Here is an 18,629-nt window from a genome sequence, read left to right on the forward strand (position 1 = left end):
CCATCGGCGAGGGCATTTTTGTATCCTATGGGACGCGGTTTATTTGACGCTTACTTATCCTCGCCATCGGCGAGGATATTTTTATATCTTATGGGACGCGGTTTATTTGACGCTTACGTTTATTTGACGCTTACCTTACATTAAAACCTCCGAAGTAGTGTCTCTTCTATTATACACTACTTCAGAGGTTTACACAAATTTTAGGATAGACTCGGATTACTATTACTCATAATGCTTTACAGATTTTCTGCACAGATTCATTCCAGGACAGAAGCTCTTCAAGTATATCCGGATTTGTCAGGAACTTTATGCTTGGCAATATAGTTATAAGCAACCAAAATACTTGAAAACATCAAGACTATTAGCCATGGCAGTTTCTACTATGCTGTAGATAGAAAAGTCGATGATCTTCTGTACTCAGTACCATGCAGAAGGCTGGTATCTGTATACAATCAAACAACTTCATAGTATGATTCTATTGTTTATTATCTTTTGTTCTAATCCCTAGTTCTCTATCATATTTATTGTTGTCTTTAACATATCTTATCTGTTCTTTAAATTCACCTGTTTTTATAATACTGACTATCCCTCTGACCACTATCCTAAACACCCCATATATAAATGCAAAAGGCTTTAACACAGGGTATTTTTTGCTTAGCTTCCATGTGTCCATACCATACTCTTGAAAGCATGTGTAGAATCCCTGATGTTTTATGTTTCCAATTACTGATCTGATGCTATCCCCCGATTTTTCTGAAGAAGATACTTGCTTTATTCCAAAGTTACCATATGTTAAAAGGTTTTCTAACAATTTATCAACAATTTCTTCTTCAGCAGAATCATTTCGTTTATTTTTTCTAATTGCTCCAGTCGATATTAATGATTCAGAAAGTCCCAAATACTTCTCGCACATTCTTGTAACATTGACAGCAAGCTTTAATAATCCAATTTCCTTTGCAATGGATATAAATTCTATCTTACTCTCTTCTTTCCTCATTACAGAGTAACAATACATCTCCCAGTCTATAATCTGTCGTAATCCAAGATTATCTCTTTTTAAATGTTGATTAATATGTCCCAGAAGTACTAAACCATTTTCTACTTCGGGTAGTACAGGAAAACTATAGCCATTTAACTTTCTGCATTCTCTCTTGTCAATTGCTTTTTCAAGGATATCATCAATATCAAAACCAGCTGAACTAAAATGATGATGTAATTCAAACTCAATCCCGTTTTTGGAATAACCTAGATGGCGATCACCTTTTTTTAGTCGTCCATCTTCACCTTTTCCTTCAATGCATACATATCCGTTTGATTCCATAAGTCCAATTGCATCGTCAAATTGGTCTTGTCGAACCAAAAAATCCACATCACCCATGGATCTCAAATATGGCTTTGGGTAATACATTGCTGCTGTACAGCCTTTAAGAATAACACATGAAATATTATTTGCTTCAAGGAGTTTCAGAAGCTTATCTTGTTCATGCAAAAGTCGCATATAGTAGGCTATACCTTGATCACTGCTTTCATCATGCACAGGTATCACTGGGCTAATCAAGCCTATAACTGCTTGAGCTTTAGCTTCTTTTATCACGGAGTCCCAATCAGTATCATCTGGGTAGGTTGGTTTAAAATTAAATAATGATGCCTTAATTGCTTCGAGAAGAACCTGTTGTGAACGATCTATCAAAAGTTATTCCCCCCTTTTATCATGAATATCAGGTAATGTCTCATTATTAATTCTCACCCACCCTTCTGTTTCTTACACAGAAACAGATAATTCACATCGTAGTCAGCAGGGCCGACCACAGGCATGATACGCTTGTCCATTCGACTTCCATCGATTATGTCTACATTAAACCCAGCTTGTATGAGGACATCCTTGCTATCTGCACCGAAGATTCGCAAATGATCAGCTTGTCCGTATAGCTCAAGCCGTTTCTTCTTATTCTTTTCTGTGTGTTCAGTTTCCTCAATAATAGTTTGAAGAGAAGCTAGAATTGGGAACGAGATGATAAGCTTCCCCCCCGGTTTCAAAATGCGATAGAGCTCGTTAAGAGCTTGTTTATACTCATCAACATGCTCCAGAACATGATTACAGATTATCCAGTCCCATGAATTATCAGGCTGAACTATATTACATAAGTCAAGTTTTAAATTGGCGGTAGCAAAGAAGTCAGCAGTGGTAATACTAATCCGATTCCGCTTCATCCACGTCCATAACCCTGACTCACATGCAAAGTAGAGAATCCTCTTGTTTTTCAGTTCGCCTTTGTGCTTATTGAAATATGTAGCGAGGATACGGTGCCTTGGGATTGCACCGCAGATTGGGCATACTACTTCCTGCTTGATTCCTTTGTAGCGTTTAGGATTGTAGACGTTTGGCATCCTTGTAAAGTATCCTGATTCAAAACTCCGAAGCCGATTATCACAACAAGGGCAATAGCATACTGCCTTAGATGGGTTCAGTTTAGCATCTATCAGACATTTCTTGATTTTCAAAGATTTCTTGCACTTTGCATACAGCGTATAGCCTTTGAGGAGAACTGTCATCATAGGCTTGGGTATATGCTGTTTTATAGACATAGCTATCATTCTCCTTTAATGACTTTTCACTATTCGTCTTACTATCGCCATACTGTTCTTCCAACGGCTACATGGTAGATATAGAATGTAGAACATGATATTTGGTATGATAATACAGATTAATGCCTTAATGAAGATGTTATCAATTGCTCGGCAAATCATATAAGAAGCAGTTGTAACTACACCAGCTACTAAAAGATAATAGAATTGCTGCTTGTAAAACTGCATTATGCTCTCGTTCTTAAAATAGTTCTTGAAAAGCACTGAATTACAAATCAAGTAGTTACAGAAGAAAATGGTCAGAATCGTAGCAATTAACACGCCTGAAATTCCGAAAAATTTACCAAGTACTATGTTAAGAGCCAGATTTCCAATTGCCTCAATTAAATATGCCCACTTCAGTTTCCACCAGAATGCATTTCCGAGGATATACTGATTTCGCATATGAGTCATATTGATGAAGTAGAAGTAGACAACAAACAGTAACATATCACGTTCATTTAACATCAGATCTTGTCCAACCCACAACTTCATGAAAGGCTGATAGAGACAAGCCAACGCTACTGCACACCAGCCGAAGATCCAGGAATATAGGAAAGAGAAATCCAACAGATTCTCGTAGTTATCTTCCTCACTTCTAACAGCTATGCTGTTGCCCACACTTGCTTGCATGGAACTACTGAAAACACCTGTAATTGAAAAGACAGCGGTATATATCATAAAGTAGTTGCCATAGATAGCTGTTGCTACTAAGCCCAACGTACTACTGATTATAAGATTATCAAAAGCATTGCGGCTGACATTAGATAAGCGATTGATCATTACCCCCGTCAGCTCTTTCTTCATTGAGCTTGGCAGCTTGGTAGTATGCTTGACATTCTGAAGATAAGGATACCGTTTCTGAACAGCTCGGTTCACCAACAGATTTGTAGTCACAGTTCCCAAGACTAGAACTATCACATAGAAATAGTAGTTCTTGAATATCAGGAGCGCCAAGAATTGCAATATGTTGATAGCTATCTTGATACCAGTATTGACATTAGATATTATATCCTTTCTTTGATCCGCTATCAACAACACTTCCTTGTAAGCAAACAGGAAATAGCTGATACCAGAGTTTAAGAGATATATCAGAAATAGAATGTAGATGTTAATGATGTCTGGATAGCTGCCATGGATAAGGTGCGTGAGGAACGGCGTAGCCATTAACCCACCACATATTATCACGCTGCCAACTATATGATAGACCTTGCGCATCCATGCCAAGATTTGGTTGATTACGTCAGTATTGTTCTGGGCTATAGGTTCATAGAGGTAATAGACTATCACCATATTAAAACCAAACTCAGCTAGGCTCAGCACTTGAAGGATCGATCCAAATAGACCAGATAAGCCAGTGAATTCTGAACCAAGAGTGTAGATGATGATGGTTCTGTTTATGAAAGGAAGAATAGTAGTAATAAATAAGTTGAGTGAACTACTAAGAAGGTTGCGCTTTGTATTATGAATTCTAGATTCGTTATTATTCATGGCGATCACCTATGCCGTCATGAACATTATGCTTCTTAATTGTTCTAATTAATGCCCCTATAGGCCAATAACATTTAAGTATAGAAAAACAAACGATCGGATTTATCTTGAACGAATAATATAATACTTTTGTTTTCAACGTACATCTCTTAATATATGTACCACCTTTATTAATTTCATGATTTAAAAGTAATTTGACTTTCTTACTATCTCTATTAAAAAGAACATCTAAATACATTGAGATATATGACATTAAGCACTCATCTTTAAACCTGATTATTTGGTTGGTCGTAAACACACCAGGAATGTGTTTTGATATAAAATCGGCTCTAACAACTCTTGAATATAAAAAATCGGAGATGTTTTTTTTCGTTGGTGTTGTGGTAATGCTTAATGGGCGTTTTCGATAATACAATAATGGACGTTTAATCGTCATAATCGAATTAGACTTTTCAAATACAACAGGAATGAGAATTGCGTCTTCGTAGTTAATGCCTACAGGAAAACGTAAATCATTAAATAGATCTGACTTATATATTTTATTCCATACAGAATGGTTTATCTTATGATCTGCTATTCTCTGCAATGCCTCGCTCGAAGTATAAATGCCGTTTTCTAATCGATAGATGTCCTTCTTACAATTACCACTCATCCTTTTCGTTGTATAACAGGTATAATATTCACACACCACAATATCTACGCCATCTTTTATCATAGCTTGAACCATTATTTGAAAGAAATCTAATTTAAGGGCGTCATCAGAATCAAGGAAAGCTACAATATCACCACTCATAATATCTAACCCCGCATTACGTGCAGCACTTAACCCGCCATTCACCTGATGTATTACTCGTATTCTTTGATCTTTTTTTTTATATGCATCACATATCTGACCTGAATCATCAGTTGAACCATCATCAACTATAATTATCTCTAAATTCTTATAGGTTTGATTAACCACACTGTCTAAACACTCGCACAAATATGATGCAACATTATAAACAGGAATTATAATGCTTATCAATGGTTTAAAAACAATTTGATTTAAAGTCACATTAAAACTAATAATTACACCTTCTCAAAGAATGAATCAAGAAAAACCAAATAACACAATTCAATTATCCGCAACACTATTAAAATTCTGATATTGTAACGCGAATAGCAGTATCATCACATTGCACTCCAAGGACAATATTCTTTTTCTTCAAGAACATCTGCGATTCGCTCACAAGCATGTCCATCGCCATAAGGATTACAAGCATGTGACATTTTGTTATATGCTTCTTCGTTTTCAAGAAGCTCTTTAAATGCCTTATAGATAACTTCTTCGTCAGTTCCAACAAGCCGTAAAGTACCGGCATCAACACCCTCTGGTCTTTCAGTTGTATCTCTCATAACCAAAACAGGGACACCGTAAGAAGGACATTCTTCCTGAACTCCGCCAGAATCAGTTAAACAAAGGAAACTCCTTGCCTCAAAGTTATGACAATCAAAAACCTCTATAGGCTCGATGATATGAATTCTATCACAGTCACCTAGCTCTTCATTAGCAGCTTGACGAACCACAGGATTCATATGAATCGGATACACCGCCTTACAATCAGGATGTTCATCAAGAACTCTTCTGATGGCTCTAAACATATGATGCATCGGCTCTCCGAGGTTTTCTCTTCTATGAGCAGTGATGAAAATGAGCTTTGAATCACCAACCCACTCAAGTTCTGGATGTGTGTATTCTTCTTTAACAGTATGTTGCATAGCATCAATAACCGTATTACCAGTTATATAGATACTTTCAGGATTTTTACCTTCTGCAAGTAAATTATCTGCTGCAAGCTGGGTGGGCGCAAAGTTATACTGACTTACTATTCCAACAGCCTGACGATTAAACTCTTCCGGATAAGGAGAATATATATTATATGTACGAAGTCCTGCTTCCACATGACCAACAGGAATCTGTAAGTAAAAACATGCGAGAGCTGTTACGAATGTTGTTGAAGTATCACCGTGGACGAGAACCACATCTGGCTTCTCCTTCTCCAGAACCGCTTTAATACTGTTGAGAATATTAGTTGTGATGTCAAACAGCGTTTGTCTGTCCTTCATAATATTTAGGTCATAATCTGGAACGACGTTGAAAGTAGAAAGAACCTGATCAAGCATCTGACGATGCTGGGCTGTGACGCAAACAACGACTTCCAGTCCATCCCTCTTTTTCATTTCGTTGACCAACGGGCATATCTTGATTGCTTCTGGACGGGTACCGAATACGGTCATTATTTTTTTCATAAGTTCCTACCTTTCACCTACATATGAGTCTATCAACGATTATTTAATAATAGCTGGAATCAAGCGTTTGTGCGTTTTGATAGTATTCCTCTTGCTTTATTTAAAACAGTCATTGTTGCGCCTCTAAAGAACACAATATCATTTATGCTTACCAAAACAGCAAGAATTATAACTGTCCTTATAGAAATCAGAATCCAATCTAAATAATTGGAATACTTAACAGAAGGTAACACATTGTGAATAAAAACTGTGAGTAATATTATTATTCCTGAACTTCCGATGCTTTTTACAACTTTGAACCAAGACCTTTTTACAATATGCTGGCACATATATATCGAAAACTGTATGGTTCTAAACAATGTGGCGAACAATGTACCTATTGCCACACCAATCAGGCCAAACTTAAACACACACACGACAGATATTAATACATTCATACCTGCTTCGAAGTATGCTCCAACCTTTGTTTGTTTAAAGTGACCTGCTGCCTCAACAAGGTTCTGATAAGGAATACGAATGCAATTAAAGAATCCAGCAATAGTAATCAACACAGCAAAAAAAGGTTGAATATAGCTAGCATCAGTAACTCCTTTAGTATATAATGAAATGAAAGGAACGATCATTATCAATGTAGTACCGAAAAGAATTGTTGATACAGAAGCGGTCATAGTTTCAAAGGCATCAAAGTTTTCCTGAAGTAACCGTCCCTCCTTTTTGGCAATCATATCTCCAAATGCAGCAGCAACACTCTGTATTGAATTTTTAACAACGATAGTAATACCATTAATTACTAAATAATATACAGAATAGATTGAAACATCTTTCAATGTTGCAAACCAAGTCAGAACCATTATATCTGTGTTTGTGTTCACAAAAAAAGCTACTTGGTGAGCAAATGCATCCCACCTTTGTGAGATTGCGTCATTATCTGGTTCAACATTTTTGACAATACGGAATTTGTGCTTTGCGTACAGATTTATAGCTATAGGATTGAGAGCAAATATTAATGCACTTCCTAACTTCACAACATGAATTCCAGCTCCAGCATAAATCAAAATGGAAGCCACTATTGTATTTAATATGGTTGTAAATATCTGGATTAAAGAAACAACGCCATTTCTTTGAGCGGCAAGTAGCAGCAAATGATATGTGAGTCCAAACTGATATTGAGCGAATGTAGATAATCCAATTATAATAACCAGAGAGAAAGAAAAGAACCATTTAAATTCTTTATTTACAAATGCAGGATATACACATGCAAACGCAACTAATGCTACCAAGAAAATCAAAGCCACCTTATGCAAGAATTTCTCAGTGGCTTTGACAACTCTGCTAACTTGAACAGTGTCTCCTTCCGCAAGTGGTTTATAAAGTGCAGCTTTTGTGACTCCTCCAATTCCTGCTCGTAAAAGTGACACTGCACTAAGGAATTGGGATATTGAATTCGTAATTCCATTATAATCCGAACCGAAAGCACCCAAAATTAATCGTGGTAGAATCATACCACATGCTAATGCTACAGCTTCATAGAGTAGACCATATATAGTATTTATTAGCGCTCTCTTACTCCTCATTATTCTCCCTCACTCTTTTTGTGCCTGTGTAATCAAAAAAGAACAATTATTACTAATCATGTGGTCTTGTAGAAGGTAAAAAAAACCTTTTAACCTTTACTGCAAATTTCAACATGGATGCTTTAATACTCCGTTCAATGTTCGATTTAATAACAAAGCGCAGCCTTGATGCAGATATTAAGCCTTTCTCAACAAAAAACTTTTCAAATTCTTCATGTTTTGCTGGCGCAGGAATCGCTCTTGTAATTGCACCGTTTCCGATGGCATTTCTTCTAGGGATTTCAATAATATAAAACCCCACACTATCCAATTCCGCAAGAAGCTGTTCGCCTTTTTCGTTATGAACTAAGGCAGAAGAAACACCGTGTTCATTGTATCCATTCATTCCTTTTTCAACATAATGGTAATCACCAATCATGAGATCACCAACTAGATGATTTCCTTTTATTTTACAGGTATAACACGAGGGTCTCTTCATATATCTAAAAGCAGCTCCATATGCAGACTTATGAAACTCTTCATAATGCTCTGTGCCGTTCTCATATTTGGCATGTATGTAAAAAGGTTTCCAGGCACCATTCTTTTTTGCTCTCGTAGAAAAGAAGATCATTCTGCCTTTTTTTTCAAGTTCAGTAATGAATTGCCTATGAACTTTTAGAGATGTAGGACCATGGCATATCAATTCTAATAGGTATAGCGCAGAATGATACTTCGTAGGTACAATACTCTTTACTGCAAGCACATCGCAGGGCAATCCAATAAAGAGAACTTTTGAACCTCCTTGTAAATCTGCGATTACCTTTTTATATATGCCCTCCTTTATAGACTGAGAATACTTTGAAGTCTTCAGTTTTTCTAAATCTAGAATATCTGTAACCCTTTTATATTCGATTGTATTCCAATCGTCAGAATATGCACATCCATATACAATTCCATGAGATTGAATGAACTTCTTAGAAATAGCTGTAGCAAGTCCACCAGAAGCGCACGAAATTAGTTCTTTATTATCCTTAAAATATCCTGCGTAAAAGGACTTGAATTCAGAGTCAATCTGAAGCAGATTCTTCTCAGGACAAACTTTTAAGCACCTTTTGCAATCAATGCATTCAGCATGTTCCTTAATTCGAGGATACAGAAATCCGGATGCATCTTCTTGCATGATCAAAACCGACTTTGGACAAATATCAACACATGCACTGCATCCACAGCATTCAGATCTATCTTGAAATAAAACCTCTTGCAATATCATTAGCATTCACCTAAAGCATTAATCAAAAATGAAATGGAATGATCCCTTTTGCTGGCAACCAATTTGTTAACGTGTTCGTAATTGATGTCTGACAAAGAGAACTCATCCACAGTAGCATCGTTTCGAACAAGCCGATCTTGAAGTTCCCACATATTGAGTATATTATCTATCCGAGAATTCCTAGAATTTTTGCTTCCAATCTTTGTTCTGTAAAAAACGTAGAACTGTTTATTGTTTATTACTGAAAAAGCCACTCCATGGAAAGAGTCAGTAAGTATATATTTGGCGTTTCGGATAAGATTAATAAAGTCATTAGGCCCTTTACCAGTTATTATTTCATCTGCATAACTGAGGTCAATATCCGATACACTTTCTGTACTAAGAATAGATACTAGTTTCAGCCCTTGTTTATTTGCAAAATCTCTAGCCAACTCTTTATGCCTTTTTGTTGCTCCAAGAAAATAACATAGGATGTAATCACCAGCTACAATTTGCTGCTCTGGAATAAATTCTTTCCATTCATCCCCTGTAAACAAATAAGTCGGATCAACTACAACTTCAACCGGAATATTGCAGATGTCCTGAATTATTCTTTTTCCCTGTTCTTCTCTCACACTTAGATAATTGATTCTTTTCCAGAACTGTGCTGCGCTACTTCTGCAATAGAAAGGATACGATGAGACTCCCAAACTAGTTGCATATGAAATCTTATTAGTTGAATCTGGAACGAATCTTAATGTAGTGAAATTGCCAAATGCAGCATCAGGGGGCCAGATTTGGTCGCTTCCAATTAGCACACCATCATATTCTTTCCCGGCTTCTTCAAGAGCCGCAATCCCATTTATAACTCTACGGTTAGTAAGACTGGATTCTATAAACTTATTAGAAACTTTTTTTCGATCTGAAATATTATTTTTGTGCACTTCGTCTAAGATTTCAGCCTTATTCTGCTTTTTCTTCTTTATTCTCTTCAAGATCTCATCCGCTGCATAAACAGGGAGCCATGGGGTAAATCGAATGTGTTTATAACTCGTCCTTGTGTACTCAAGAATCTCTGTCTTAAAGCCTTGCCTTTCGATAAATTTCTGAGTGGCATAAGCTTGTAAAAGCATTCCATAATTGACACCACGATAAGCGAGAATTAGGCCAAGTTTCTTTTGTTCCATCAAATTATACCTCTTTACCATTTCTAAATTTTACTACTCTTCCTGGGTTTCCTACTACAATCGCATAGTCTGGGACGTCTTTGGATACTACTGTACTTCCACCAATAACAACACCATTACCAATATGCACACCTGGAAGGATCATTACTCGACTGCCTATCCAAACATCGTTTCCGATATAAACTGGTTTCTCATCAGTGTTCCCTTGATATTTTATAGGTTTTGTTAGATCTGAATAATTATGATTTACTGTCCAAATCTGGCAATCTGGCCCCATTATGACATAGTCACCAATATGACATTCACCAGAAATCTCAGCTCTTATTCCAATCCCGGAATTATTGCCGATACAAACTTTCGAGGAAAACTTGCTTCCTTTGCAGATATTTACGTTTGATCCGCATTCTGTAAGAATTAGTTTACCGCACATATACCTAAACTTTGTAGAGATTTTTCCCAGAAATCTAATAGGGCAAACATGCGAAGGAAGGTATCTTCCAATTCCATAGAACAGAATAATGCCTATATATTTTTTTATTATTTTCATATTGCATCCTCTCGCATCAACTCATTTTGCAATTTGGTTCTATTTAGTAAAATAGCTGTTGCAATAAAAGAAAGGCTTAGATAGAAGTAGAAATCGTAAATCATTACAACAGCAAATCCAGAAACAAACAAACCTAGAAGATAAATCAGTACCACTTTATCCAAGTACAGTTCGCGATTATTCAACTGCACTTCGGAACGATTATTTATTAGTCTTACTATTAACTCCTTTGTTGCTTTAACCAATCCAATAATCATTATCAAAGCACCAATGATGCCAGTACATGAAATTGTTTCATAAAAAAGGGAATGAGAGTATACACCTTGCAAATAAGTGATTCCGCCAATACCTACGCCAAAAACTGGATTTTTTTTGAACTGTTCTAGTGCAAATGCATGATAACGTGCTCTTGCAGCGTCTCCGCCTGTCATAGTGCCAACCAATCTTTCACCAAGTATTGTATTATTCAAGATGTAGATTCTAAGTTCAACGAATGCGGCAGCCCCAGCAATTATGATAATCGAATAAGCAACAAGCCTTCTCCTTGTGTTTTTTTGATTGCTATATGGTATTACCCCATAAATGATATTCATTACAATCATAAAAACCATAACGATAAATCCACGACGTGATGCAGATTGTATTTGTATGATAAATACAAGAAGCAATGATATCCAGATAATTAGTTTTTGAATCCTATTGTCTGTGTTCCCATATATGTAAAACGCGCAGAAGACAACTAATATAAAGAAACTTGACATTTCATTTGTGTTTAATGATCCTAAACCGATTGCGCCAAGGTAATCTACAACTGTTCCGTGTAGAAGAACATTAATTGCCAAAAGAACAATAGAAAGCCAAGTGATGAATAGAACCTTTTTAAATCTGTTGTCTCTTGAGATGCAAAACAAGAGAATAGATAATCCTGTCAAACAGTATTCGATCATTCTAATTCCGATATCAATGCTTGTACTAATAGAAACGCCAAACGATATACTGAATAAAACTGAGATAAATACAAAAGCTATTATCCAAGAATAGAATGTCTTTTTCCCTTTTATAACACCGGAAATCAAGTGTACAATACCAAATAAAATACAAATGGTATTTAATACCAGCATTGCGCTATTTATAGTTATTACACTATATTGAAAAAAAAAGGCGTACATCAGCAAGAGAACTATTGAAATTTCCCATAATGATGGGAGTTTTAAATGACTAATGCCGACCTTATTTCTATTACTTTCATTTGTCATTGATTAGTTACTCCTTGAATTATGATCCTTTGCATAGATTTCTGTGGCTCTAATCAGATGTAAACTGGAATCCTTATCACTTATTTTTTTGGCTGGTATACCACCGACTGTAATTCCTGATTCTTCAACATTACCTATAACAACAGCATTAGCTCCAACAACAACGTTATTTGCAATATAACCGCCACCGATAATTTTAGCACCGGGGCCAATGTAAACATTGTTTCCTATTTGTTTAGCATCTGGGTTTCCGCTACTTGCTCCGATATTGACTCCGGCATGAATCTTGCAGTTCTCTCCGATAATAGCATTACTCGAAATAATTAATGTGCCGTAATGAGGAAGGCAGAGACCCGGTCCTATTTTATTAATTGGAATGGTAAACCCGCATTTCTCAGAAATTCTTTTGAAACGGATGTGCCATAATGGACTCATTATTCTTTTCATGATTCCGGTTTGATTATACCAAAATTCATAATGTCTCAAGCAATGGAGAAACCAGTATGTGATATCCCATGGTTTTGCTTTTCCTTTTTTGCTCATAGCTATTCGATCGCATTCAAGATAGTAATTCAAATCTTGCTTTGTCTGTATCATATTTTTCCATAATCCTTTATGAAGTTAAGTATTCTATCAGCTCTCTGGCCAATCTCAAATTCTTTTGCTTTTTCTAAAGATTGCTTACTTAATTCTTCTCTTATTTCTGAGTGTTCCTTCAGCTTCTCAATTGCATGTTTGATATCTTCTACAGAATTTGGATCAATCCGTATTGAATTAGTATCATCTAAAGCATCATCATTAAATGGAAGGTCTGATGAAATAATAGGGCAACCACAAGCCATAGCTTCAACAATTGCATTACAAGATCCTTCGCTTAATGTTGGGAGACAAAATACATCTATTGCATTCAAAAAATCACTTACAACTTCATGATTTAGCGCTTTACAGAACAAGACTTTTTCGCCTGCAGGTGGATTATTGCCTCTACCGGCAAAAGCAACATATGCTCCATCTATTTGGTTTACTGCTTCAAGGAGTCTCTTGTCGCCTTTACGTTCGATAAATCCTCCAACAAATCCAACAATAAACTTGTCTTGTGGCAATCCAAGTATCTTCCTGCATTCAGACATATTCTTTTTATAGAACAGCTTCAAATCCGTTGAGTTTGGTGCCGTGATAATTGGCACACCCTTTGCAATCCCAAGATCACGAAGTTCCTTAGTATTCTTGCTGGACACAGAGATAATACCAGTCAGCCATTTAAGCTGCTCTTCTTTGGGGTATCCGTACGTTTGCCTTACCTGTGTCTCGAAATCACATTCCCCATAGGCTATGAAGGAAGGAATCCCCAAATACTTACCCACACGAACTGCGGCCAATCCACCATATAGGAAGAAGTGACCATATACAAAATCAAACTTCTTATTGATTTTCTTGACTGTCTTCATTACGCTATATTCAAACCATTTTTCCGACAGTTTCTCCGTATTAAAACTTCCTATTTGCTTTGAAGAAGCAGAGATATACCGAGGATAGTAAACGATTATTTTAGATCCATTTGCCGTCTTGTGAATTGTTTTATATTTTATATTCTTAACACTGCTCCTATATTTGGTTAAAGGAATAGGGGAAATGACAGTACAGTCAACGCCCATATCTGCCATTGCAAAAATTAAATTCTGAAAAAAAACATTCCTATAAGGATTCACAGCATTTGGATACATACCGACAAAAAGAGCACTGATAGTTTTCATTTTTCACCTTCCAAATCTATTAACAAACTCATCAATTCTCTGAATGTAATTATCGTCTTCAGAAATGATTTCAGTTAAAGCTGTTTCGCAACTCAGATTAAATAATTCTGGATTTAATGATGTATAATATTGATATAACCTATCTGGCAAATCTGATGTTGGCTCAACGCTTAATCCAACTTTTAATCGCTGTGTCTCATCAGCTTTATACCCACCATCTTCAACAATTTGAGGAATATGATAAACGAGCCCATCATAGAAGCGATTTGAAATAGCAAATCTCAATTCGTCTCCGTTTCTACCACCATAGCAATTATTCAAGATAGCTGCGTTCTGAATAAGCTTTGCCTTATCTCGGTTATCATATGCTCCTGTGAAAGTCACATTGGTAATGCCGTTTTCTCTACAGTATTTCTTATATAGTTCTAAATCTGTACCTGCTCCATGATAGACTAGAACAAACCGAGGATCATTTTTGAATATGTTAAGGAAATCCTTTTGATAGTCAAAAAATCTTACTGTTCCATTCCAAACAATCTGATACGGTTCGCTCTTTTTTGTAAAACGATATGGTTCTACCATATCGTTCCGATTGAAATTGTGAGCAATCACATACTCGTGTTCAGGAAGGAAAGTCTTAAATCCTTTCGATGATACTGCAGTGAAAAAGCTGTCTCCAATAATTTTAGTTTCCACTTTTTTAAAGAAGCCTATATTTTCATAACTATAATCTCGTATATCAAAAATATATTTCTTTTTATGCTTCTTTGCCACATCCCACAGGAGGACACCGCTAAGCGTAGATAAGAAAATTATTCCATCCGGTTTTGAAACCGATAGTTGTTTCTTTACCCAATTGCGAAAGCCTAAGAAATCAAACAGTTTCTTTGTCTTTCCCAAATCTTCTGCTGACGGGCTGTCATAATATTTATATTCTGATTTTACATTTAACTTAAGTCCTGCTCGATTCCAAAAAAGAACTTCATATTCCGATTGTGAAAAATCCAATCTATCCGTGTATCTGGAAAGATAAGGGCAGTATCTTATATCTCCGCAAAAGATAATGCTTATCATAGTAATACCTCTATTTTTTTTGTGAAATAAGACAACTTATATCTAATTGCTTTCCCCACAATAGGTCATATTTATCTGGATTGAATGGCATCATTCCGCCACTTGGGGTGAAAGTAAGTTCAGCAAAGTAATATGTATTGTTTGCCAAGAAAAAATCTACTCGTACAAAAGGAAAATCCTTACAAAGAATTCTTGCATCTTTCTTCATGTCGTCAAAAAAAGGTGGCAGTTCATTCAAATCCATTGGAGCATAATCATTTCTTATTAATGGCATCTTTTTTCCATTAAGGTAGAAGAAACCGATTTGTGCTTGGCGATCATGAACAAGGTCACTTGAAACATACATATATTTAGGTTCACCATTAAAGCAAAAAAATTTATAATCAATAATCTTTTCACCAAGATATTCCTCACAAGTTATAATATGAGGTTTTATTTTTGAGTAATGAAGTTCAATATTGTAAGCACCAAAATCTTCCTTCATCCACTTGTTGAGTTGCTTTATGGCTGCAACCTTATCAAATTTACTTTTATCCGCACAAAGAATGTTATATGCGCAACCATGATTGCACTTCAGCACAAACTTGTCAGGAAGCTTTTCCCATTCAATATCTTCTGCTTTTTTCCATTTCCCAATTAACGGTACAAGTGTATTTCCTAATCCTTTTTTCTGTACATATTTCCTTACGGCATACTTGTCTGCCCCTTGAATAACCAAAGGATTATTTGGATAATCATGTATCTTCAACCACTGAATTTTCTCGTTAAAAGTTTTAGGGGTTTTGAGGTCAACCTTTTTCTTCAGTATCACATAGGAATATAATTTTGCCATTGTTTCATCAGGAAGAATATAATGAGCAAAAATCTGTCCTTTTCTACGGATTTTATATATAATCGAGTTTCTCTCCATCTTATTAATTTCTCCTAACTATATTGTCCGTAATTGCAACAGTCTGTCCATCACGCTTGTAGACCCTTGGTACGCGTTCACCGAGCGCACAAACTATTTCGTAATTGATTGTTTGATTGGAAGATGCTATGTGATCTACAGACGTTTGACCTTCTGTTCCATACACGGTAACTTTACTATTAACTGCAACATCATATATATCAGTTACGTCAATCATACACTGATCCATGCATACACGGCCAATGATTGGAGCCAACTTTCCTTCAACTTCTACAACCATATGGTTTCGATAATTAGATCTCCACAATCCGTCAGCATACCCAACGGGGATGGTTGCCACCTTCATTTCACGATCCGCCTTAAACTCTCTTCCATAACTGATGCAGTCTCCAGCGTGGACAGTTTTTATATGGTCTATAATGGTTTTAAACGTTAAAACGGGCCGAAGATTGCCTGGATTATGAAGTGCATTGGATGGTTGTAGCCCATATAGAACTATTCCTGCCCTCACCATATTCAAATGCATCTCTGGGTAATCGAAAATCCCAGCATTGTTTGAGCAATGTCGGATGGTGAAGCTGATACCTTTGGCTTCTAAATAGCTAATTGAATGCATAAACCTGTTAAACTGGCAAAGAGTATATTCTTTTCCTCCCTCTCCCTCGTCAGCTGATGCAAAGTGAGTAAAGATTCCCTCTACTTTCAACCCAGACAAATAACATATCTCAGCTGCTTTATCCAGTTCACTATCGACGTATTGGAAACCGATGCGCCCCATACCAGAATCGATCTTTAGATGAATAACAACATCAACACCTTGCTCAACTGCATTGTCAGAAAGAGTTTTACCATAATCGTAAGAAAAACCACACTGAGTGATTCTCTGATATGCAAGTTGAGCTGCACAGCGTGGGTCGGTATACCCGAGAATCAATATAGGTATGGTCACGTCTGCATTTCTCAATTGGATAGCTTCTTCGATATTTGAAACAGCAAGATAATCCGCTTTCATGCTTTCATAAAACCTAGAAAGCTGAACTGATCCATGGCCATATCCATTTGCCTTCACAACACAACAAATCTTTGTTTCTGGCTTTAACTGTTCACGGATAATGTTGTAATTATGTTCTGCCGCATCTAAATCTATATTTGCCCATGTTCTTTTTTGAAATGGCTGAAGTTTCAATACAGTCACCTCTTAAATAGTCTTCTCATAATTTCGCTTCTTCTGTAAACCATACCACATATTTCGGCAGGCGAACCAAAGAGCAATCGCTCCCGGCTTCTCATCACACATATGAAACAAATCATAATGGCTACGAAGCTTCTTACTCAGTTTATCATGGCTTATGCTCTTCTTACGCACTCTGTACTTTGCAAGATTCTTCTTAACAAGATAACACTTGGCATCAGGATCTTTATGAAACAGTTGCAGTCGAATAGCATAGTCATTATTCTTCTTAATATCCCTGATCTGAATCAAACCGAAATGCTTTGCGCTATACATCATAGTCAACTGACCGATGTAATCATAGTTGTACATTCTTCTTTTATCGACCACTTTAGGACCGGAAACATATATGTTCAGCGGTTTGTCTTCTTCATCTATCTTCTCATATTCATGATAAGAGAACACCAAGCCACGCTTTTTCATGAACTTAATCTGAGTCATCAGTTTGTCCAGTGTCCACAAATCATCTGAATCAAGGAAAGCAATCCATTCGCCTTGCGCCTCACGCATTGCCCGATTTCGTGTTAATGCAGCTCCGCTGTTCTTCTCGTTTTTGAAATACTTGATACGTTTATCAGCTAAAAACGGCTTGACCACATCGTCCGTATTATCTGTAGAGCAATCATCAACAATGAGCAATTCCCAGTTCTTATAGGTTTGATCAATTACACACTGTATCGATTCTGCAATGAAATTTGCTGTATTCCACGATGGCATAATAATTGAAACTAATCCATCAATCATCAGTTATAATCCTTTCCTAAAACCGCAGCTACCGTACGAAACATCGTCAAAATCTCACGTAGAAATCTGAACCTTCTTACTGATTCTAAATTCCATACCATCTTAGCTGGTAGTACCTGTTCTATATAAACCTTATCTACATCGTCAGCGGCGGATAATAGCGAATATTCATCCTTATATCTAATACTTGCCTCCGACGTTATTCCAGCCGGCATCAGTAATGTAGCATAGAATTCAGGTTTGTACTTCTTTACATATTTAGTAACTTCTGGTCTTGTCCCAACAAAACTCATGTCACCATTTATAACATCAAACACCTGTGGGAGCTCATCCAAGCGAAGATTCCGAAGTTTAGCACCTACCTTTGTCACTCTACTATCATTGCTTACAGTAACTGATGTACCAATCTTATCAGCATTTGACACCATAGTTCTGAACTTATGAATCTTAAACTTTTTTCCATAAGTAGTCACTCGTTCTTGTTTATAAAACACAGGTCCTTTAGAATCCATCTTTATTAATATAGCAATAATCGCCATAGGAATCACAGTAGCAATCAAAGCCATAATAGCAACACACAAATCAAACGCTCTTTTCAGCCCAAGCTGAAAACGTTTTTTATTCAATTTATCCCAATAAGGCCTTACCTCCGGTGTTCTCATAAACTCCGGCAACTCTTCCCAACGTCTTAACACTCCATTACCTACCCTTAGTTTATT

General features: G+C 36.5%; 17 protein-coding genes. All 17 read right to left on the reverse strand.

Translation table 11 applies throughout. The features are described 5' to 3' along the window. Positions 1–475: 475 nt before the first annotated feature. Positions 476–1,690, reverse strand: coding sequence for a nucleotidyltransferase family protein (locus tag Q0Y65_RS12380; RefSeq protein WP_297960236.1), 1,215 nt, complete (start codon positions 1,688–1,690; stop codon positions 476–478). 53 nt (positions 1,691–1,743) lie between these two features. After that, a complete protein-coding gene (locus Q0Y65_RS12385) occupies positions 1,744–2,586 on the reverse strand; it encodes a class I SAM-dependent methyltransferase (protein ID WP_297960238.1) in 843 nt (280 codons plus the stop codon). Between the two features lie 15 nt (positions 2,587–2,601). Further along, positions 2,602–4,116: a lipopolysaccharide biosynthesis protein gene (locus Q0Y65_RS12390; RefSeq protein WP_297960239.1), complete on the reverse strand. Its 1,515-nt coding sequence runs from the start codon at positions 4,114–4,116 to the stop codon at positions 2,602–2,604. After that, positions 4,109–5,170, reverse strand: a complete 1,062-nt coding sequence (locus Q0Y65_RS12395) for a glycosyltransferase (RefSeq protein WP_297960241.1) — start codon at positions 5,168–5,170, stop codon at positions 4,109–4,111. The genes Q0Y65_RS12390 and Q0Y65_RS12395 overlap by 8 nt, the downstream gene beginning before the upstream one ends. 116 nt (positions 5,171–5,286) lie before the next feature. Beyond that, positions 5,287–6,405, reverse strand: coding sequence for a non-hydrolyzing UDP-N-acetylglucosamine 2-epimerase (wecB, locus tag Q0Y65_RS12400; RefSeq protein ID WP_297960243.1), 1,119 nt, complete (start codon positions 6,403–6,405; stop codon positions 5,287–5,289). Between the two features lie 59 nt (positions 6,406–6,464). Beyond that, positions 6,465–7,979, reverse strand: a complete 1,515-nt coding sequence (locus Q0Y65_RS12405; RefSeq protein WP_297960245.1) for a lipopolysaccharide biosynthesis protein — start codon at positions 7,977–7,979, stop codon at positions 6,465–6,467. Positions 7,980–8,031: 52 nt separating this feature from the next. Beyond that, positions 8,032–9,228, reverse strand: coding sequence for a Coenzyme F420 hydrogenase/dehydrogenase, beta subunit C-terminal domain (locus Q0Y65_RS12410; RefSeq protein ID WP_297960247.1), 1,197 nt, complete (start codon positions 9,226–9,228; stop codon positions 8,032–8,034). Continuing rightward, complete coding sequence (locus Q0Y65_RS12415; RefSeq protein WP_297960249.1) at positions 9,228–10,394, reverse strand: polysaccharide pyruvyl transferase family protein; 1,167 nt, start codon at positions 10,392–10,394, stop codon at positions 9,228–9,230. The genes Q0Y65_RS12410 and Q0Y65_RS12415 overlap by 1 nt, the downstream gene beginning before the upstream one ends. Before the next feature lie 4 nt (positions 10,395–10,398). After that, positions 10,399–10,941 carry an acyltransferase gene (locus Q0Y65_RS12420; RefSeq protein ID WP_297960251.1) on the reverse strand — a complete coding sequence of 181 codons (543 nt, stop codon included), beginning with the start codon at positions 10,939–10,941 and terminating at the stop codon, positions 10,399–10,401. Continuing rightward, complete coding sequence (locus Q0Y65_RS12425; protein WP_297960253.1) at positions 10,938–12,197, reverse strand: hypothetical protein; 1,260 nt, start codon at positions 12,195–12,197, stop codon at positions 10,938–10,940. The genes Q0Y65_RS12420 and Q0Y65_RS12425 overlap by 4 nt, the downstream gene beginning before the upstream one ends. A gap of 3 nt (positions 12,198–12,200) precedes the next feature. Further along, positions 12,201–12,794 carry a serine acetyltransferase gene (locus Q0Y65_RS12430; RefSeq protein ID WP_297960254.1) on the reverse strand — a complete coding sequence of 198 codons (594 nt, stop codon included), beginning with the start codon at positions 12,792–12,794 and terminating at the stop codon, positions 12,201–12,203. Further along, positions 12,791–13,951 (reverse strand): glycosyltransferase family 4 protein, encoded by a 1,161-nt coding sequence (locus tag Q0Y65_RS12435; RefSeq protein ID WP_297960256.1) that lies wholly within the window; start codon positions 13,949–13,951, stop codon positions 12,791–12,793. Before Q0Y65_RS12435 ends, Q0Y65_RS12430 begins: the two co-directional genes overlap by 4 nt. Positions 13,952–13,954: 3 nt before the next feature. Continuing rightward, positions 13,955–15,025, reverse strand: a complete 1,071-nt coding sequence (locus tag Q0Y65_RS12440; RefSeq protein ID WP_297960258.1) for a hypothetical protein — start codon at positions 15,023–15,025, stop codon at positions 13,955–13,957. Positions 15,026–15,035: 10 nt separating this feature from the next. Further along, on the reverse strand, positions 15,036–15,935 hold the full coding sequence (locus Q0Y65_RS12445; protein WP_297960261.1) for an ATP-grasp fold amidoligase family protein: 900 nt from the start codon (positions 15,933–15,935) through the stop codon (positions 15,036–15,038). Positions 15,936–15,939: 4 nt separating this feature from the next. Next, positions 15,940–17,121: an alanine racemase gene (alr, locus tag Q0Y65_RS12450; protein ID WP_297960263.1), complete on the reverse strand. Its 1,182-nt coding sequence runs from the start codon at positions 17,119–17,121 to the stop codon at positions 15,940–15,942. 12 nt (positions 17,122–17,133) lie between these two features. Continuing rightward, a complete protein-coding gene (locus Q0Y65_RS12455) occupies positions 17,134–17,910 on the reverse strand; it encodes a glycosyltransferase family 2 protein (protein ID WP_297960266.1) in 777 nt (258 codons plus the stop codon). After that, complete coding sequence (locus Q0Y65_RS12460) at positions 17,910–18,572, reverse strand: sugar transferase (RefSeq protein WP_297960413.1); 663 nt, start codon at positions 18,570–18,572, stop codon at positions 17,910–17,912. The genes Q0Y65_RS12455 and Q0Y65_RS12460 overlap by 1 nt, the downstream gene beginning before the upstream one ends. Between the last annotated feature and the right edge of the window lie 57 nt (positions 18,573–18,629).

Source organism: uncultured Ruminococcus sp., from assembly GCF_947301925.1.
Classification (GTDB): domain Bacteria; phylum Bacillota; class Clostridia; order Oscillospirales; family Ruminococcaceae; genus Ruminococcus.

Bases quoted from the DNA above. Each gene is read 5' to 3' on its own strand.
- Q0Y65_RS12385 (WP_297960238.1), bottom strand. From the start codon at position 2,586: ATGTCTATAAAACAGCATATACCCAAGCCTATGATGACAGTTCTCCTC.
- Q0Y65_RS12390 (WP_297960239.1), bottom strand. From the start codon at position 4,116: ATGAATAATAACGAATCTAGAATTCATAATACAAAGCGCAACCTTCTT.
- wecB (WP_297960243.1), bottom strand. From the start codon at position 6,405: ATGAAAAAAATAATGACCGTATTCGGTACCCGTCCAGAAGCAATCAAG.
- Q0Y65_RS12405 (WP_297960245.1), bottom strand. From the start codon at position 7,979: ATGAGGAGTAAGAGAGCGCTAATAAATACTATATATGGTCTACTCTAT.
- Q0Y65_RS12410 (WP_297960247.1), bottom strand. From the start codon at position 9,228: ATGATATTGCAAGAGGTTTTATTTCAAGATAGATCTGAATGCTGTGGA.
- Q0Y65_RS12415 (WP_297960249.1), bottom strand. From the start codon at position 10,394: ATGGAACAAAAGAAACTTGGCCTAATTCTCGCTTATCGTGGTGTCAAT.
- Q0Y65_RS12420 (WP_297960251.1), bottom strand. From the start codon at position 10,941: ATGAAAATAATAAAAAAATATATAGGCATTATTCTGTTCTATGGAATT.
- Q0Y65_RS12425 (WP_297960253.1), bottom strand. From the start codon at position 12,197: ATGACAAATGAAAGTAATAGAAATAAGGTCGGCATTAGTCATTTAAAA.
- Q0Y65_RS12430 (WP_297960254.1), bottom strand. From the start codon at position 12,794: ATGATACAGACAAAGCAAGATTTGAATTACTATCTTGAATGCGATCGA.
- Q0Y65_RS12435 (WP_297960256.1), bottom strand. From the start codon at position 13,951: ATGAAAACTATCAGTGCTCTTTTTGTCGGTATGTATCCAAATGCTGTG.
- Q0Y65_RS12440 (WP_297960258.1), bottom strand. From the start codon at position 15,025: ATGATAAGCATTATCTTTTGCGGAGATATAAGATACTGCCCTTATCTT.
- Q0Y65_RS12445 (WP_297960261.1), bottom strand. From the start codon at position 15,935: ATGGAGAGAAACTCGATTATATATAAAATCCGTAGAAAAGGACAGATT.
- Q0Y65_RS12455 (WP_297960266.1), bottom strand. From the start codon at position 17,910: ATGATTGATGGATTAGTTTCAATTATTATGCCATCGTGGAATACAGCA.
- Q0Y65_RS12460 (WP_297960413.1), bottom strand. From the start codon at position 18,572: ATGAGAACACCGGAGGTAAGGCCTTATTGGGATAAATTGAATAAAAAA.